General features: G+C 43.8%; 16 protein-coding genes. 1 reads left to right on the top strand and 15 read right to left on the bottom strand.

Translation table 11 applies throughout. The annotated features are described in order from the left end of the window. Nucleotides 1–230 precede the first annotated feature (230 nt). From AC1HDP_RS16030 to AC1HDP_RS16015, 4 genes are all read right to left on the bottom strand, one after another. The gene (locus tag AC1HDP_RS16030) at nt 231–1,382 is read right to left on the bottom strand and encodes an HDOD domain-containing protein (protein ID WP_479639506.1); all 1,152 of its coding nucleotides are present in this window, start codon (nt 1,380–1,382) and stop codon (nt 231–233) included. A gap of 399 nt (nt 1,383–1,781) precedes the next feature. Next, nucleotides 1,782–3,059, bottom strand: coding sequence for a nucleotide sugar dehydrogenase (locus tag AC1HDP_RS16025; protein ID WP_479639505.1), 1,278 nt, complete (start codon nt 3,057–3,059; stop codon nt 1,782–1,784). A gap of 370 nt (nt 3,060–3,429) precedes the next feature. Next, nucleotides 3,430–5,913: a S9 family peptidase gene (locus AC1HDP_RS16020; RefSeq protein ID WP_479639504.1), complete on the bottom strand. Its 2,484-nt coding sequence runs from the start codon at nt 5,911–5,913 to the stop codon at nt 3,430–3,432. A 92-nt stretch (nt 5,914–6,005) separates the two neighbouring features. Further along, nucleotides 6,006–6,578 carry an anthranilate synthase component II gene (locus AC1HDP_RS16015; RefSeq protein ID WP_479639503.1) on the bottom strand — a complete coding sequence of 191 codons (573 nt, stop codon included), beginning with the start codon at nt 6,576–6,578 and terminating at the stop codon, nt 6,006–6,008. A 168-nt stretch (nt 6,579–6,746) separates the two neighbouring features. Between AC1HDP_RS16015 and AC1HDP_RS16010 the strand changes: the two genes are divergently transcribed. Continuing rightward, on the top strand, nt 6,747–7,832 hold the full coding sequence (locus AC1HDP_RS16010; RefSeq protein WP_479639502.1) for a GGDEF domain-containing protein: 1,086 nt from the start codon (nt 6,747–6,749) through the stop codon (nt 7,830–7,832). Between the two features lie 39 nt (nt 7,833–7,871). Here AC1HDP_RS16010 and AC1HDP_RS16005 read toward each other — a convergent pair whose 3' ends face one another. The 11 genes from AC1HDP_RS16005 to mutL all read right to left on the bottom strand — a co-directional run bounded on the left by AC1HDP_RS16005 (nt 7,872) and on the right by mutL (nt 18,429). Next, the gene (locus tag AC1HDP_RS16005; RefSeq protein ID WP_479639501.1) at nt 7,872–8,297 is read right to left on the bottom strand and encodes a ClpXP protease specificity-enhancing factor; all 426 of its coding nucleotides are present in this window, start codon (nt 8,295–8,297) and stop codon (nt 7,872–7,874) included. Further along, nucleotides 8,297–8,926 carry a stringent starvation protein SspA gene (sspA, locus tag AC1HDP_RS16000; protein ID WP_140931009.1) on the bottom strand — a complete coding sequence of 210 codons (630 nt, stop codon included), beginning with the start codon at nt 8,924–8,926 and terminating at the stop codon, nt 8,297–8,299. Before sspA ends, AC1HDP_RS16005 begins: the two co-directional genes overlap by 1 nt. Before the next feature lie 91 nt (nt 8,927–9,017). Next, on the bottom strand, nt 9,018–9,713 hold the full coding sequence (locus tag AC1HDP_RS15995) for a cytochrome c1 (RefSeq protein WP_479639500.1): 696 nt from the start codon (nt 9,711–9,713) through the stop codon (nt 9,018–9,020). A 2-nt stretch (nt 9,714–9,715) separates the two neighbouring features. Beyond that, complete coding sequence (locus AC1HDP_RS15990; protein WP_479639499.1) at nt 9,716–10,924, bottom strand: cytochrome b; 1,209 nt, start codon at nt 10,922–10,924, stop codon at nt 9,716–9,718. After that, nucleotides 10,924–11,514 (bottom strand): ubiquinol-cytochrome c reductase iron-sulfur subunit, encoded by a 591-nt coding sequence (petA, locus tag AC1HDP_RS15985; RefSeq protein ID WP_140931003.1) that lies wholly within the window; start codon nt 11,512–11,514, stop codon nt 10,924–10,926. Before petA ends, AC1HDP_RS15990 begins: the two co-directional genes overlap by 1 nt. 339 nt (nt 11,515–11,853) lie before the next feature. Continuing rightward, nucleotides 11,854–12,735, bottom strand: coding sequence for a protease modulator HflC (gene hflC, locus AC1HDP_RS15980; RefSeq protein WP_479639498.1), 882 nt, complete (start codon nt 12,733–12,735; stop codon nt 11,854–11,856). Nucleotides 12,736–12,737: 2 nt separating this feature from the next. Then, complete coding sequence (gene hflK, locus AC1HDP_RS15975; protein ID WP_479639497.1) at nt 12,738–13,889, bottom strand: FtsH protease activity modulator HflK; 1,152 nt, start codon at nt 13,887–13,889, stop codon at nt 12,738–12,740. A gap of 47 nt (nt 13,890–13,936) precedes the next feature. Continuing rightward, nucleotides 13,937–15,229: a ribosome rescue GTPase HflX gene (hflX, locus tag AC1HDP_RS15970; RefSeq protein ID WP_479639496.1), complete on the bottom strand. Its 1,293-nt coding sequence runs from the start codon at nt 15,227–15,229 to the stop codon at nt 13,937–13,939. Between the two features lie 20 nt (nt 15,230–15,249). Beyond that, a complete protein-coding gene (gene hfq, locus AC1HDP_RS15965; RefSeq protein ID WP_140930995.1) occupies nt 15,250–15,516 on the bottom strand; it encodes an RNA chaperone Hfq in 267 nt (88 codons plus the stop codon). A 134-nt stretch (nt 15,517–15,650) separates the two neighbouring features. Further along, nucleotides 15,651–16,568 carry a tRNA (adenosine(37)-N6)-dimethylallyltransferase MiaA gene (gene miaA, locus AC1HDP_RS15960; RefSeq protein ID WP_206194368.1) on the bottom strand — a complete coding sequence of 306 codons (918 nt, stop codon included), beginning with the start codon at nt 16,566–16,568 and terminating at the stop codon, nt 15,651–15,653. Then, nucleotides 16,561–18,429, bottom strand: coding sequence for a DNA mismatch repair endonuclease MutL (mutL, locus tag AC1HDP_RS15955; RefSeq protein ID WP_479639495.1), 1,869 nt, complete (start codon nt 18,427–18,429; stop codon nt 16,561–16,563). Before mutL ends, miaA begins: the two co-directional genes overlap by 8 nt.

Raw genomic sequence — 18,429 nt, 5'->3', positions numbered from 1 at the left:
CGCCAGCTTATTTATATAACACCATTATTAGCGAATTTATGATCGAAACACCAGTTTTTAACAACAAATGAGCAACGCGCTAGCTACATCAAGGTTTGCTCTTGCTCACTCTTGCGAATAAAACCGATAAATGCGCTCACTTTGCATAGCTATGGTCCCTAAAAACCTATGTTGACCACTATTTCGCTAACCATGCACAATAACAGCATAATAATACAATCGCGAGTGGATTACATAATTTCTAATTTTCGGAAATTTTGCTTAGATAACAAAGCGACTTCATGCTTAGTTAGGTGATAGTAGCTATGCATGGCATGGATTTCTTCAGGACTAATTTGTCGCATTTCTTGCAGCAATAACCCCTTAGCAAAACAACTAGCACGGGCGACGATAGCCGCTTGTGGAGATAAACCTTCATAGGTGCGAGTTTCAGCCAACTCTTTAAGTACCTGAGTAAACAGACTTTCTTCAAATTCGAGTAAACTCAGTAACTCCCAGTTGAGCGAGGCGCTGCGATTAAGCACTTGCTCATAAACAGCCTCCGCCGGAAATTCAGTGGCAATCACCGCATCGTAAATTTCTTTATCACGGCTTTGATTGGCTTCTCGCAGCCAATGCCCCCAAATACCGTCAAAAATCATCGAGCTATTGCTTAAAATGGCCGAAGTCCCCAGTTGCGACAATAACGAACAGGTATAAACAAAGGCGCCATCAAGCCCTTGCTCTTTAGCCAATATTTGCGCCGCGGTTGCCGTCACTAACATGTAGCGCCACAATTTACGCGTAGTCCAAATCATGTTGGCTCGCCCTGTGGGTAGCCAAGTGCGAATACATAGATAAGGCACCAGCACTTGTAAGTTTTCAATGCCGATAAAATTAAGGACTAATTTAATATCTTTAACGCGAATATCTGAGGCGCGCTGCGGTTTGCGATGGCGAAAACTTGGACTGTTGACCATGTTGATGAGCTCGCGGCTCAACCATTCCATTTTTTCTATTTGGGGTCTTAATTTCGGTAATTCGGCATTGGTGCTTTGCAGCATTTCCATTAAAGTCAGCTGCTTGCTGGTAAGCCCTGCATGTTTAAGGGTTTCAAGCGGGTCATCAAGCTGAAATAAAATAGATTGGATTAAGGTGTATACCAGTTGCCCAGAAACATCTTCAAACACTCGCCTAGCTTCTTTCTTTTTGGCTAAACGATCAAACACCGCCTGACGCTCGATATCCAGTTTGAAAGACTCGGCCTCAACCTCAGCATCCATGCCATCAAGCATATCGTCCTGTTTTTGTTTACCTACAATCAATTGATAATAGAAGCGATTCTCTAATTCAATCACAGCAGCGTAACTGGTCTCAGCAGTAGTTTCGATAGTATCTGTCACTGTATATCCCTTAAAGCCATATCATCCATGCAAGACACTTAGGCAAACTCCATCGGCATGCCTTGGCGCGACTATTTAATGCTCAAGATAGCAACTAACACACTAAAACAATATCAATAAGTTAAGTTTAGCGTCTCCATCAAAAACCGCCTAAAAGACTGATTAAATTCAACGTCAAGCAAGGGCTAGCAGTGTTATACACCAGCCTCGGCTGCATGCTTAGTGTATTTATCTGCAGGAAATTTGTTTTGCTCGACATTTATGCTAGAGATAGGGTGTTAAAAGGGCGCGACAAGTAAAGAGCTAAGGGAAAATAAACCAGATAAAAAGGAGATAATTAATGCTGACTAATGAAGAAATCACTAGAGGTTAATAATTAACCTCTAGTGATTAAGTCTATTACATTCTGGTATCGACAAGATGTCTTGGCCATACGCCTTTAACATCAAAAATTACTGATTTCTTTTTCTGTAAACTTTTAATTTTTTCTTCGCTAAAGGCTAAAAACTCATTATGAGGAACTGCCAAAATAATGGCCTCATATTTTTTATCCGTAAGTTCAGTTAATAGCTGTCTGCCATTTTCTTTCATACATTCATCAATATCACACCAAGGATCATAGATATCGACATTAATGTTATGTGTTTCAAGCTCAGAAATTAACTCTTCGACTTTAGAGTTTCGTATATCCGGGCAATTTTCCTTAAAGGTATAACCCAGTACTAATACATTAGAATCTAGTACAAATATTTTTTTATTATTCATCAACTTGGTCAGTCGATAAGCAATATGAGCGACCATACTTTCGTTAGTTCTGCGACCAGATAGGATCATTTGTGGATGAAAACCAACCGATTCTGCTTTATGCGCTAAATAATAAGGGTCGACACCAATACAATGGCCCCCCACTAAACCAGGCTTTAATTTAATAAAATTCCATTTAGTGGCAGCAGCATCCAATACATCATTAGTATCTATATCTAAGCGCTCAAAAATCAACGACAATTCATTGACCAAGGCAATATTAATATCGCGCTGAGTATTTTCAATCACCTTAGCCGCTTCCGCCACTTTAATTGACGGTGCTAAATGGGTGCCGGCAACAATAATAGATTTATACAATTCATCGACAAACTGACCAATCTCAGGGGTTGAACCTGAGGTTACTTTCAAAATGTTAGTAAGTGTATGGCTCTTGTCACCAGGGTTTATTCGCTCTGGACTATAACCCACAAAGAAGTCTTGGTTGAATCTCATGCCTGACTGTTTTTCTATTTCAGGTACCGCCACTTCTTCAGTCGCACCTGGGTAAACTGTTGATTCATAAATAACGATATCGTTAAGCTTAATAAGCTTACCGATCATTTTACTTGCATTGATGACAGGAGATAAGTCTGGAGCTTTGAATTTATTAATGGGCGTTGGTACTGTCACTATATAAACATTGCAGTCGCTAATATCGTCAAGATTTGAAGATATGGCTAATTGATGAGAAGCTTTAAGCTCTTCAGAAGTAACTTCTAAGGTTAAATCAATACCATCATTTAACTCTCTAACTCGTTGAGAGTTAATATCAAAGCCAACAGTGTTGAATTTTTTACCAAATTCAACGGCTAATGGTAACCCGACATATCCCAAGCCGATAATAGCAATCTTGGTATTGTTAACATCAATCATAGTATTTCCCAATTCAAACTAAGGATAAATAAATCAATGCTTAATTAGTTGCACAGACTATCCTCAGACAATTCCATTTACATCATATAGCCGACTGTTCACGGTCACATTTCTGGTGAAATTTCAATCGACAACCACAAAAAGCACTTACTACACAACAATTCTGCCAACGATATTAACACTGAGAAACCTACTTTCAAAGCAGTGCTCACAAATACTCTGCAAGATAGATATTTAATTAACTATGTAAGCAAATAACTCCAAGCAGATGTTCTATGACGTCTCTGCTTGAAGTTTTACATTGGGTTTAATTCAGTGTTGATTTAGCTAAGTGCTAACTTCGATGAGCATACGTTGACTGAAAGTTAGCTCACTTTAGATTTTGCTCAAAGAGTGCATAAATACGGCGGTATTCATCCAGCCAACTAGAAGGCTGCTTAAAACCGTGAGCTTCCACAGGATAAATGGCGGTTTCAAACATAGATTTTTCTAGTTCGATGAGCCGCTGCACTAAACGCACGCTATCTTGAAAAAAGACGTTGTCATCTAGCACACCTGTCATGATTAATAGCGGCTTTTGTAAGCCTTGCGCATGCTCTATCGGTGAACTGCGCTCATAAGCTATGGGGTCAATATCCGGAGTATTTAAGATATTAGAGGTATAAGGCGCATTGTAATGCGCCCAGTCAGTTACAGGGCGTAATGCCGCGCCAGCTTGGAATAATTCTGGCTGAGTAAATAACGCCATAAAAGTTAAGAACCCGCCGTAAGAGCCACCATAGGTTCCCACTTTACCGGCGTCCACATTAGCATTGGCTTGCATCCATTTTATGCCATCACTCAAATCATCGACTTCAGGATGCCCCATTTGCCGATAAACCGCCGTGCGCCAATCACGGCCATATCCTTTAGAGCCGCGAAAATCCATGTCCATCACCACATAGCCTTGCTGAGCTAATAAGTTATGAAACATAAACTCGCGAAAATACCCAGAAAATCCGTAGTCAGCGTTTTGCAGGTAACCAGCGCCATGATTAAAAATTACGGCGGGATACTTAGCGGCTTGGCTGGCATCAAACCCTTGGGGCAAATACACCCGCGCATAGATAGCTTTAGCGCCATGGGTCGATGGCACAGCCACAACTGGCGGCGCTTGCCATGGATAAGCTTTAAATTCTGCGCTGGTAAAATCGGTAAGTTGGGTGAGATCGCCGCCAATCACCTGTAAAAACAACTCGTTCGGTTCAGTGCGACGCGAGGCGGTTAATAGTAAGGATTGGCCATCAGGGCTTAATTGATAATCAAGGTTACCCTCCCAGTCGGTCACGGCTTCATCCACACCTGTGGCAATATTGACACGATAAACGTTATAAATACCTGGGTGAGTTTTATTAGCTTTGTAGTACAGATACTGCTTGTCAGGGCTTAGGCTGATGTCACTGACCACATATTGCCCTTGAGTTAGGGCGCGAATCTTGCCGGTAAGAGGCTTAAAATAAAGCTGCGAATAACCGCTGCTTTCAGATAAAAAATATAAGCTGTCGTTTAGCCAGCCAAACTGGTTATAGTCATAATTGACCCACGCATCATCATGCAGGCGCTCTTGCGTAGTTAACTTACCGCGCTCAAGATCAACCGTTGCTAGCCAGCGGTCTTTATTATCTAAGGCTTCTATCATGAGGGCGACTTTAGGCTCGCTGTCATGCCATTGAATCGCGCTTTGATCCCAGCTCCAATCTTGCATTAGTTGCAGCTTACGAACTTGCTTTTCGCTTTTATAGCGCTCGCTCTTAGCCTTAGCATTCTCATCTTTTACGGCGGCGAGCACATCTTCATCAAACCCAATCAGCCCTTCAATCGTAATAGGAATTTGTTGATGAGTTTTTAAGTTGAGTAATATAAATTCTTGGCCAACATCTGGCGCCACGGCTACTCGCGGGCGCACTGGGATGGCATCAACATAGCCATCTTTACCAAGATAGTTAGGCATAATGTCGCGCTCTTTTCCAAGAGACTTGGGATCACTTACGTCAGTCACAGCCAAGATAATGAATTGGCCATCAGGGGATAAGCTTTTATCAACTAAACGTTTATTGTCACCTAAATACCAAGGCGTAGGCGCTAAGGCTGCGTCATGTGCTTGCAACTGTGCTTGATGGTCAGCGCTATCTTTAGCGCGCTTATGCTCTGCGGCCACAAAATCAATTAAGCGCTGCTGCTGTTTTGCCAAATAAGTCTCTGGCTCTTGCACCCCACTAGGGGCCGCTTGCCACTGTAATTGAGCTAATTGCCGCGTAATACCAGAGCTTAAATCCAGCGCATATAAAGTATCTTGCTGCCAATAAGCAAGCTCGCCACTCGTTAAAAACTGAATGGAAGCAATGCCATTAGAGGTTTGCAAAATAGGGACTAAGCGATTGTCACTTAACTCTTTGATGAATAAATTGCCTTGATAAACATACGCCTGATATTGACCATTTGGGCTAGTTATCACATCAGTTGCAGCTTGATATTGCTCATTGATGGCTAATGGGCGGGTTTGTTTATCGGCGAGATTTAGTGCAAAACGCTCAGCAATTGCCGCTTGGCTGGCTTTACGCTCGAAATAGATAGTTTGGCTATCTGCACTAAAGTAAGGATTTTGCGCCAATAACCCCATCCAATCAGGATTAGCCATAATTTGCTCTAAGGTTAAGGCGCTAGTTGCCGTGGGCGGCGCGGCTACCAGTAACTTATGGGCGTTGACTGAATTATCGATTTCTACTGCCGGCTTTGATACCGCTGACAAGCCGCAACCACTAAGTACGGCAATAGCCAGTGCGCTAAGAGCTAAGTGTCGTCGCAAACAACTCATGACGTGTCCTTCTTTATTATTGTTATCTGTGCTGATTTTGAGCAGATGTTATAACACAGACAACAAGGTTAACAGAAGGTGTAAAAAGCTGTCTAAGACATGGATAAGAAGTTAGCTAACAGCTCATGCCCTTGCTCAGTCATAATAGACTCTGGGTGAAACTGCACTGAATACAAACGTTTGGATTTATTGCTAATCGCCATAATTTCGCGGCCATAATGCTCATCATCAAACCATGCATCAAGCTCAAAGCCTGCTGGCACACTATCGAGCAATAAAGAATGGTATCGAGTGACCCGCAGATTAGGATTTAACTGCGTAAATAAGCCTGTACCATTATGTTGAATTAGGCTGGTTTTGCCATGCATGACCCTTTGCGCCCGAATCACCTTAGCTCCAAACACTTGCCCTATGGCTTGATGGCCTAAACACACACCTAATATCGGCAGGCGGCCAGCAAAATGTTCAATCACAGCCAAGGAAATTCCGGCATCATTTGGGGTACAAGGGCCTGGTGAAATAACAATATAGTCAGGCGATAACGCCTCAATCTCAGCCAGGCTGATGTCATTATTGCGTTTAACCAACACCTCTTGTCCCAACTGCTGAAAATACTGCACCAAATTGAAGGTGAAGGAATCATAGTTGTCGATCATTAAAATCATGGATTTAACCTACCACAAATACACTGCTGCGATGCTATCACAGTGAAGGTTGGCAATCATCAAACACTAGGAATTGCTGCGCTCATTGGACGAAATTCGCCTACAATTGTCAGAGCGCCTACTTCTATTTATTTAGGGAAACGCGTACCCTTTTGACAAGGAGTGTCCTTGAAGATTTTGGTCAAATTATTAGCCATAGGCAATCAACATTGCAGCAGTCATAACCAGCAACGCAAGTTGATGATTGTTAACCTTGGCGCCTTATTAATGATGATCACCACACTCGTCTTTTGGCTGCTTTACCTTATGATTAACCATCCGCTACTGGTGTGGATTGGTAATGTGCAAATGTCGTGCTTAGTGTTTGTGCCTGTCATTTATTATCTTAATCATACTGGGCGATTATTGGCTGGCTGTTTACTAGTCTTTATTTGCGCTATGGTCTCGACCTTATTAGCCATATTTTTAGGCCAAGGTACTGAATTTAAGACTCAATATTTCTTCTTACTGTTTGCTATCTTGCCTTTAGCTATGTTGCAACGATCCCAATGGCCGGCACAACTTCTACTTGTTATCAGTAACTTAGCTTTATATATCTATCTTGACGTCTACCAGTGGCCACCAAATCCCGAGTTATTATTGGTACCACGATCAATATTGAACCTTATTCAAATTGCGGTCATTTGTTCGTGTGTCAGTTCCTTAATGATCATTCAAATCATCAATGAGCAGAATACCGAATTAGGTGAACGCGATCTAGAAATCATGGCCAATACCGATCCCTTGACCCATTTAGCCAATCGACGAATATTTATGAAGCTGTTGCAGCAGAAACTGCAGCAAGCCAAATCTAAGCCTGCCTGGCTATTAATTCTGGATTTAGATTACTTTAAACGAGTCAATGATGAGGCGGGACATGAATGTGGAGATATGGCGTTGATTCAAGTATCCAAGCTACTGAGTCAACACATAGCCCATGATGAAATGTTAGCCCGCATTGGCGGAGAGGAATTTGCTATCCTACTAGAGCATAGCGACAACATATTCGAACGCTGTGATGCTATTCGCCAAAGCGTTGCTGCGGTACCACTGATTTATCAAAGCCATACCTTCACGCTTACCATCAGCATAGGGCTTTGCCAAATTGTACCAGACGATAGTCTTCACACTTTACTAAGCCGCGCTGACCAAGGCTTGTACCAAGCCAAAGCCCAAGGTCGCAATTGCGTGGTACCTAGCATTCAACAGGCATAAAAAAACCAGCGCTAAGCTGGTTCTTTTGATGACACATGATTACTTCACTAACGTTAGATGGCTTTTGCGTTTTGGCTTATCGTCATCAGGTGATGAAGGCTCAACTGTTGCAAGCTCTTCACTCTCTTCATCCGCTAACTCGTAAGCATCTTCCTCTTCAAACACCACGCCAGCGCCGTTTTCTCGGGCATAAATACCAATAATCGATGCCATTGGCAAAATGACATGATGAGGTACACCACCAAAACGGGCATTAAACTGGACATATTCATTATCAAGAGTCAGTTGACCCACGGCAGATTGAGCAATATTCAGCACAATTTGACCGTCTTTAACAAACTGCTGCGGAACTTCAGTGCCAGTGACATAAGCGTCAACAACGACATGAGGAGTCAGCATGTTATCAGATAGCCAATCGTAATAGGCTCGTAGCAAATATGGACGGTTGGGTGTTAATGGCTTCATTAGATTCCCATGCGCATTTCGCGCTCGGTCTCAGTCAGCGAAGCTTTAAATGATTCACGCTCAAAAATGCGGGTCATATAAGCTTTAATATCTTTAGCTGCTGGAGTATTAAGCTCGATACCTAATACTGGCAGACGCCATAATAACGGGCCTAAGTAACAGTCAGCTAAACCGAATTCTTCACTCATGAAGTAAGGAACTTCAGCAAATACTGGAGCAATTGATAATAAGCTTTCAGTTAATTCTTTACGCGCAGCGTCGGCACGATCACCTTTACGGATACGATCAACCAGCACATACCAATCAGAATCGATGCGGTGCATCATCAGACGAGTTTGACCACGTGATACAGGGTAAACCGGCATCAAAGGTGGGTGTGGGAAACGTTCATCCAGATACTCCATGATGATGCGAGATTCATACAGAACCAATTCACGGTCTACTAACGTAGGTACTGAATTGTAAGGGTTCACTTCCAGCAGGTCTTCCGGCATGTCACTAGGGTCTACCTGCAAGACATCAACAGTAACCCCTTTTTCTGCCAGTACAATACGTACCTGGTGGCTGTAAAGATCGTCGGCACCTGAGAACAGGGTCATAACTGAGCGTTTGTTGGCAGCAAGAGCCATTGGTACCCTCCAGAATAAAAAACAACGCAAACGAGGGGAAAAACCCCTCGTTTACAATTTGCAGATATTATATTTTACCCGTTATTGCCGTCTAGTGCACATCTTTCCAGTACTCTTTCTTCAAGAGATAGGCAAGAATAAAGAATATAAACAAGAATCCGAGTACCCACCAACCCAATTGCTTACGCTCCATTTGACTTGGATCGCCTGCATATTTTAGGTAAGCCGTGATATCACGAGTCGCTTGTTGATACTCATCCTGCGTCATAATGCCACCAGTTGCCACAATTGAACCATCGGCTTGCATAACAGGAATACCTTGCAACCCTTGCAGCACATGCGGCATACCAACCATAGGGAAGACAGTGTTATTCACCCCAAATGGACGACTTGAGTCGGCATAAAAACCGTTCAAATACGAATATAGCCAATCTTCACCGCGAACGCGGGCTACCAGAGTTAAGTCAGGTGGCGCAGCGCCAAACCAATTGGCAGCATCTTTGGTTGGAATTGCGTTTTCCATCAGGTCGCCGACTTTAGCATCGGTAAACATATGCTTTTCACGCATTTCATCGATTGGCATACCAATATCGGTAGCTACACGATCATAACGCTGATACTGAGTGCTATGACAACCTGCGCAGTTTTCTTGGAACAAAACAAAACCACGTTGTAATGATTGCTTATCGTTCAAGTCAACATCTGCTGACTGGAGTGGCACACTACTACCTGCTGCCAAAACCATTCCCGGTACCAAGGCAGCTAAAATAATTAGAAGCTTTTTCATAATTAGGTCAACCTCTCTGGTACTGGCTTGGTTTTTTCATTCTTGCTATAAATCCACAAGGCAAGGAAGAAACCAAAGTAGGTAATGGTACATACCTGAGCTGCGATGGTTAATGCTGCAGTTGAAGGTACCGCGCCTAAGTAACCAAGGATGATGAAAGACACAGCGAACTGAGCAATATTCAGCTTGTGCACAGTACTGCGATAGCGCACTGACTTTACCTTACAACGATCAAGCCATGGTAAGACGAACAACACGGCAATCGACAGGCCCATCATGACTACGCCACCGAGTTTATCTGGAATAGCACGTAAAATGGCGTAGAAAGGCGTGAAGTACCACACAGGCGCAATATGATCAGGAGTTTTCATCGAGTTAGCCGCTTCAAAGTTTGGCTTTTCAAGGAAGTAACCACCGCCCTCTGGCATGAAGAACAAAACATAACAGAAGATGATTAAGAAACCTGCCACACCTAAAATATCTTTGACCGTGTAATAAGGATGGAAAGGCACGGCATCAACAGGCCAACCGTTTTCATCTTTATTCTTCTTAATTTCAATACCATCTGGGTTGTTAGAACCCACTTCATGCAAAGCAATTAAGTGCAGGAAGACCAGTACCACTAACACTAATGGCAGTGCAATCACGTGTAAGGCGAAGAAGCGGTTCAAGGTTGCCCCAGAAACAACATAGTCACCACGTATCCAGAGCGTCAGGTCATCACCAATCACAGGGATAGCGCCGAACAGTGAAATAATCACCTGTGCGCCCCAGTAAGACATTTGTCCCCATGGCAACAAATAACCCATGAAGGCTTCAGCCATTAACACTAGGAAAATCAACATACCAAATAACCACAGCAGTTCCCGAGGTTTTTGGTAAGAGCCGTAGATAACGCCGCGGAACATATGTAGATAAATCACCACAAAGAAAGCCGATGCGCCCGTAGAGTGCATATAACGTAATAGCCAGCCATATTCTACATCACGCATGATGTATTCAATCGAGGCGAAAGCACCTTCCGCGGTGGGTACATAGTTCATTGTTAACCAAATACCAGTTAACAATTGATTGACCAGCACTAGCATGGCTAGTGAGCCAAAGAAATACCAGAAGTTAAAATTCTTAGGAGTAGCGTACTGACCCACATGACGATTATACGTCGCTGTTAATGGAATACGCTCATCAATCCAATCAATTAGCTTTGCCATTATGCGACTCCTTCGTCTACACCAATGATGACATTGCTCTCATCCAAATATTGATGGGGAGGAACAACCAAGTTCAATGGTGCCGGAACGCCTTGAAATACACGGCCAGCCATATCAAATTTAGAACCATGACATGGACAGAAGAAGCCTGAAGTGACACCTTCTACTTTTTCGCCAAAACTGTCAGGCAAATAGGTTGGAGAACAGCCTAAGTGAGTGCATAAGCCGACGGCGATGAAGTATTCGGGTTTAATCGAGCGAACTGAGTTAGTTGCGTAACTTGGTTGTTGCGGTTCTTCAGAGTTAGGATCTCGTAACTCTTTATCAATGCCAGGCAGTTGTTGCAGCACAGTTTCTGTACGACGCACTACCCATACAGGTTTGCCACGCCATTCAACTCGGATAAGTTGACCTGGCTCGACTTTACTCACATTTACTTCAACCGGTGCGCCTGCAGCTTTTGCTTTAGCACTCGGATTCCATGACTTAATAAAAGGAACCGCGACAGCGACGGCACCTGCTCCGCCTATGACTGCGGTTGCGGCTGTCAGGAACCTGCGACGTCCGGTATCGACTGGCGCATTGCTCATCCACTTATTCTCCACGAGGGTGTTGGAATTATTTTAATATGGGTCTCTCAACATTATTCCTATGCTGAAATTTGAGACACGACTCATTATATCGAAAAACAAGAAGCAGATCATAGCAAAACGTGCAACATTCGCTGTTAGTTTGTCATTTTTCGTTAAATTGCGAGAAATACGTAGCAAAGTAGAAACATTGCGACGAGCGTGAGCAGATAATTTGATGACAGGACTTACATTTAATTTAGCTAATTTAGCTACTTAGCCGTGTTTGCCTCGGTAAAAATTTCTCTCATAAAAAACCCAGCCTTAAGCTGGGTTTTTAGCGAGTGAGTAAGCTAATGGTTATTGCTTACCAGATTCATTACGCATATAGCGGAAGAATTCACTGTCTGGCTCTAAGACCATGATGTCTGAGTTGTTATTAAAACTCTCACGGTAAGCTTCTAAACTTCTGATGAAAGAATAGAACTCAGGATCTTTTGAGTAAACATCAGCATAAATCTTAGCAGCTTGTGCATCACCCTCACCGCGTACGGTTAGCGCTTTACGCTCGGCATCCGCCACTTTAATCGCAACGGTAGCATCGGTAGTAGCGCGGATAATTTCCGCTTGCTCTTTCCCTTGAGCTCTATGCTCTTTAGCCACAGCTTGACGCTCGGCGCGCATACGCTGATAAATACTGCTACTGACGTTGGCTGGTAAGTTAATTTGCTTAACTCGCACATCGACAACTTCAATCCCCAAATCCTTGGCGCTCAACGAGGCATTTTTTAATGCATCGTTTTGCAATTCATCACGGCTACCTGAGACAATTTCTTTGATAGTGCGACGACCGAATTCAGTACGTAAATCGTTGTTGATTTTACGCTGCAACAAAGACTCTGCATTGGCCTTAATACCGCCATTAGTCGATAAGAAATACTTTTCGAAATCACTAATACGCCATTTGACATAAGAGTCGACCATCAAGTCTTTCTTTTCCGACGTCACGAAACGATCAGCGGCGCCATCTAAGGTCTGAATGCGTGAATCTAGGTATTTGATTTTATCGATCATAGGGATCTTAAAATGCAAACCTGGTCCGTAGACTTCAGTCACGCCTTCATTTTTAGCCACTTTACCAAAGCGAGCAACGATGGCGCGCTCGCCCTCATTCACCACAAAAATGGATGAGGCTAAGATAGCCAACACGATAGCGGCAATAATCAATCCAATTCTATTCATGATTATTCTCCCCCTTGACGCATGCGCTCTTCACGAGTCATACGACCAGAGCTCTGGTAATTTGGTGTTGACGATGAGTTAGAGTTAAATTGCTGACTCTCAGAATCTGGACGTACGGCTGGATTCTTTGATTCAACTGGCTTTCTATCCATCATTTTATCTAAAGGCAAATACATCATGTTACCGCTGCTCTTAGTATCAACAATGACCTTGTTATTACCAGACATTACATGCTGCATAGTATCGATATAAAGACGCTGACGAGTTACCTCTGGCGCTTTTAAATATTCAGGCAGTAACTTATCAAATTTAGCCACTTGACCTTGAGCTTCTAGCGTCACTTTCTGCTTATAAGCTTCAGCTTCTTGCGACATACGCTCAACCACACCACGCGCCTTAGGTTCTACTTCGCGGGCATAAGCTTCAGCTTCGCGAATAAAACGCTGCTCATCTTCCTGAGCTGAAATCGCATCATCAAATGCGTCTTTTACTTCTTCAGGTGGACGGGCGGGCAAGAAGTTAACGTCAACAACGGTTAAGCCTAAATGGTAAGGCTCAATGATGCGCTCTAACTCTTTCCAGGTGTCATTGCGAATCGCTTCACGACCTGTAGTTAAAATGTCATCCATCTTGTTGTGGCCGACAACATAACGCAAGGCGCTGTCAGTGGCTTCACGCAAACTGGCATTGGCATCCACGGCGCTGTACATAAAACGGTATGGATCAGTAACACGATACTGAACGTCTAATTCGACTTTAACTACGTTCTCATCAGTGGTCAGCATGCTACCGCTGGCAGGAATAGAGCGTACAGTTTCAACGTTAACCGGATACACTTCTTCAATAAATGTCGGTTTCCACTGTAAACCGGGATCTTTTAAGCCAACAAATTCACCAAAACGCAATGCAACACCGCGCTCAGCTTCTTTGATTGAATAAAAACCAGAAAGCACCCAAACAACGACTAAAACACCAAGGATCACAAGGATTCCTTTAGTTCCAAAGCCGGCGCCAGAATCTGAAGGACCACCCTTTTTGCCAAAACGCTTCGACAAGTTGCGGAAAACTTCGTCCATATCTGGTGGCCCTTTATCATTGCCACCTTTATTCCCCCAAGGGTCATTACCCTTGTTACCGGGCTCATTCCAAGCCATTTAGTACTCCATAAGTGGATAGAATATAAGAAAAAATATAAATATACCTATACTGTATCAGTAACAATATAGGTTTCCAATTCACCCTGACTTTGTTTTACCATGCGCCGCCAATCCGTATCAGATAAACGCACAGACAAGATACAGTTACCAAAGTCGTCATACTCTTGTTGCTGAATCGCTTCGAGTCGATGAAACTGACCAAGATATTGCCCTGCTGCGGCTGGCAGCCGTAGCGTGAGTGCAACAATCACTTCACCGACTAACTGAGTAATCGCCTTAGCAACTAATTCTAAGCCAAGCTTACGCTGAGCAGAAATCCACACTCGAGTAGGCTTACCTTCAGCATCATAATCGATCCTAGGGCTTTGCTCATCAAGTAGATCGATTTTATTGCAAATAATCAGTTGCAAAATGTTATCGGCTTTAATCTCTTTTAGTACAGCTTGAACCTGCTCAAAGTTATCATCCATGTTCTCATCGGCACAATCCACCACGTGTAGCAACAAGTCGGCATCACGAGTTTCTTGTAAGGTTGCTTTAAATGCAGCCACCAGATCATGGGGAAGATGACGGATAAAACCTACGGTATCCGCCAGAATAACCGCTCCATCATCAATAGATAATTTGCGTAAGGTCGGATCCAAAGTAGCAAAAAGCTGATCAGCCGCATAAACATCGGATGATGTTAATGCATTGAAGAGAGTCGATTTGCCAGCGTTGGTATATCCCACTAAAGAAACAGTCGGCATATCGCTGCGTTTACGCGCACGCCGACTTTGTTCACGTTGACGATCAACTTTGTCTAACCGTTTATTGATAGCCTTAATGCGGCCACGCAGTAAACGTCTATCTGTTTCTAGCTGAGTTTCACCCGGTCCGCGAAGACCAATGCCCCCTTTTTGCCGCTCAAGGTGCGTCCAACCACGAATAAGGCGAGTCGACATGTGGCGCAATTGCGCTAGCTCCACTTGTAACTTACCTTCGTGCGTACGCGCCCGCTGGGCAAAAATATCTAGAATTAGCGTGGTACGATCAAGCACACGGCATTGACAAATGACTTCAAGATTACGCTCTTGAGCCGGTGTCAACGCATGATTAAAAATCACTACATCAGCATCAGTTGCAGCAACTAATGTAGCGATTTCATCAGCTTTACCTGATCCTACGAAAAATTTACGATCTGGACTTCTGCGACTTGCAGTAATCACCCCTACTTCACGGGCACCAGCCGATTCCACCAACAACTGCAGCTCGACTAAGTCTTCACGGCGGTCTTCGTCAGTAAAATTGATATGGACAAGTACCGCATTTTCGCCTGCCTCATAACGATCAAACAAAGAACATCTCCCGCGAATAATTATTCAGCGCTATTGTCGTCAGCACCATAACCGCCAGTTTGTGGCTGGTGATTCGTCACAGTGAAAGGACGTGAAGGAACAACGGTTGAAATCGCGTGCTTGTAAACCATTTGGCTTACCGTGTTCTTCAATAAAATGACGAACTGGTCGAAAGATTCAACTTGTCCCTGTAGCTTAATACCATTGACCAAATAAATTGATACTGGAACACGCTCACGACGGAGAGCATTCAGAAATGGGTCTTGTAAAGATTGCCCCTTAGCCATTTTTATTTCCTTTTATTTTTGAAATTCAAAATTAAATTCTGCGATAACATCTGATTGCATTTTAGTATTATACAGCTCTGCTTATTATGCCAGCAGCCCAGATATAAAGTTCCAATCAAATCTTATCTTTACAGTTATATGCAATGTTGTTTTAACTGCGATAAATTACTGTCATTACCACTTTCTAACCATTGCAGCTCCGGCCAACTTCGCAGCCAAGTTAATTGCCGCTTGGCTAATTGCCGAGTTGCTGCCACGGCTTTTTCTTTCATAACCGCTTCAGAAAACTCACCATCTAGATACTGCCAACATTGACGATATCCTACACAACGTATCGACGGTAAGTCCAAGTGTAAATCTGGACGTGATTTAAGTTTAATCACTTCTTCAACAAAGCCATGACCCATCATGATATCAAATCTTTGTTCAATTAAACTATGTAACTCATGCCTTTGCGTCGGAGCGATGGCATATTGAACAAAATCATAAGGTAATGCAGGAGCTTTAGTCTGGGTAAGTTCAGTTAATGATTTACCCGAGATCCTAAATACTTCTAACGCCCGTGATAATCGTTGTGGATCATTGGGATGAATGCGTGCCCCAGCGATCGGATCTATCGCAACTAATTGATCATGCAGAGCCTGCCAGCCTTGTTGCTCAGCCTCAAGTAATATCTGCCGACGTATGTCTTCATTGGCACTAGGTAAAGGCGATAAGCCTTCTAACAGCGCTTTAAAGTACATCATGGTTCCCCCAACCAGCAAGGGGGTTTTACCGCGACTAATAATATCTTCGATTAATCGCAAGGCATCTAATCTAAAATCAGCCGCCGAATAACTCTGCAGTGGATCTAAAATATCCACTAAATGGTGCGGCGCCAACGCAAGCTCATCTGCCGTTGGTTTGGCCGTACCTATGTCCATGCCGCGATAAATTAGCGCAGAATCGACGGATATTATTTCACAGTTATGATCTTGGGATAACGCCATAGCTAAACTCGTTTTGCCAGAAGCGGTCGGTCCCATCAAACATAGTACTTTTGCTTTAGTCACTTAGATTCTCTTTTAGGTAGTCTTGCCAAGGCAAATCCACCTTGTGCCGCGATAAAGTTTCCACTTCATCTTGAGATAATTGGGTAAAATACAGCCAAGACTCCTGAGCGTCGCCTTGACGACTATGTTGCGCTAACCATGCCGCTAACGCTTCTAGCGCTGGCTCATCAAAGGTTAACCATTGCAATAATTCAGGCACTATTCGCTCTAACTGACTCTCTTTAATATATGGGGGCACTTTGCGAATTATCAACTGCTGATGGCGAATGATTAATTCAAATCCAAGCTGACGTAGTAACCCGTCTTTATCATTAATTAGTTGCCGCCAATCCTTGTCGGCTGTTAATGCTATCGGCATTAACAAGGGCTGCGCAATTAACCCGGTGGCTAATCTAGCCAAGATCTGTTGCTGCAACCACTGCTGCCTAACTATATCTATGCTGAGCAGTTGCAGGTGCGTGCCTACCGTCATCACCCAGTATTGATTATCAAGTACCGGCGGCATGGTCACACTAACATTGGCAGCGCTCCCAACCATTGGGGTTTGCAGTAACTGGCCATAACTACGCGCCGCACCTTTAGAGACTGGCGCAGAGCCATAATGGCGACTTTCTGCAACTCGGCCAGAATAACTGGCGCCCGAGCCAGCAGATGGGCTTGAGTAACTTGACTGACTTCCTTGGCTTGAGGAGTAACTGCTAGTCAGCGGCGCGCCATATGATGGTGAATCATGACTGTAACTAATATCTGTATCAACCGCACTAGCATCTGCGCCTGCTGCATCATAGCCGCCGCCCCTAGGGCTTGTGTGTTCAAACACATTGACCGATGTTGAGGCATTATCAAGCGGTAACTTTTGCTCAGCAAATTGCGATAATGCCGACGTCAGTGCTTGCAAGATAAAATCATGCACATAACGCGCTTGATGAAAACGCACTTCATGTTTAGCTGGGTGCACATTAACATCGACCTGCTGCGGCTCGATGCTGAGCATCAACACAAAGCCTGGCAACACAGCATCCACATAACTTGCAAATGCTTGCTTAATGGCATGATTGACTAATCGATCGCGCACTAAGCGGCCATTGACATAAAAATAATGCAAATCCGGGTCAGCCAATGCAATGGCTGGTGATTGCACGTAACCGGCTAATGTCATGCCATCATGCTGGCAATTAATGCCTATGGCTGATTCTGCAAAGGCTTTACCACCTATTTGGCTTAGTCTTTGTATATATTGGCTATCTGTCATGGCAGGGCGCAATTGCCGCACAGGCTTACCGTTATGACTCAGCACAAAATGAATATCAGGGCGGGCTAGAGCAATTCTTTTGAGCCATTCATCAATATGAGTGAATTCAGTTTTATCGCTTTTCAAAAAGCGGCGGCGTGCAGGCGTATTAAAGAAGATATCTTTCACTTCAATGGTAGTGCCATTAGGGTGCGCTGCCGGTATCACACTAACCGCCATTTCAGAGCCTTCGGCATAAGCCTGCCAAGCTTCGCTCTGTTCCGCCGTTTTTGAGGTTAAGGTCAGACGCGATACCGAGCTAATACTCGCCAGAGCCTCACCACGAAAACCAAAACTCATGATGGCCTCTAAGTCATCCAAACTGCTGACTTTAGAGGTGGCGTGGCGTGCCAATGCTAAGGCTAACTGATCTTTAGCTATGCCAGCGCCATTATCACGGATCTTAATGAGCTTACTGCCGCCCTTTTCAATCTCAATTTCAATTTTAGTTGCGCCGGCATCAAGGCAGTTTTCCACTAACTCTTTAACCACCGATGCGGGGCGCTCAACCACCTCACCTGCCGCTATTTGGTTAGCCAGTTGTGGTGGCAATATTTGAATACTGCTCAT

This window comes from Shewanella sp. ISS20 (assembly GCF_056522965.1).
This window is presented reverse-complemented; position numbering and strand designations above follow the sequence as displayed.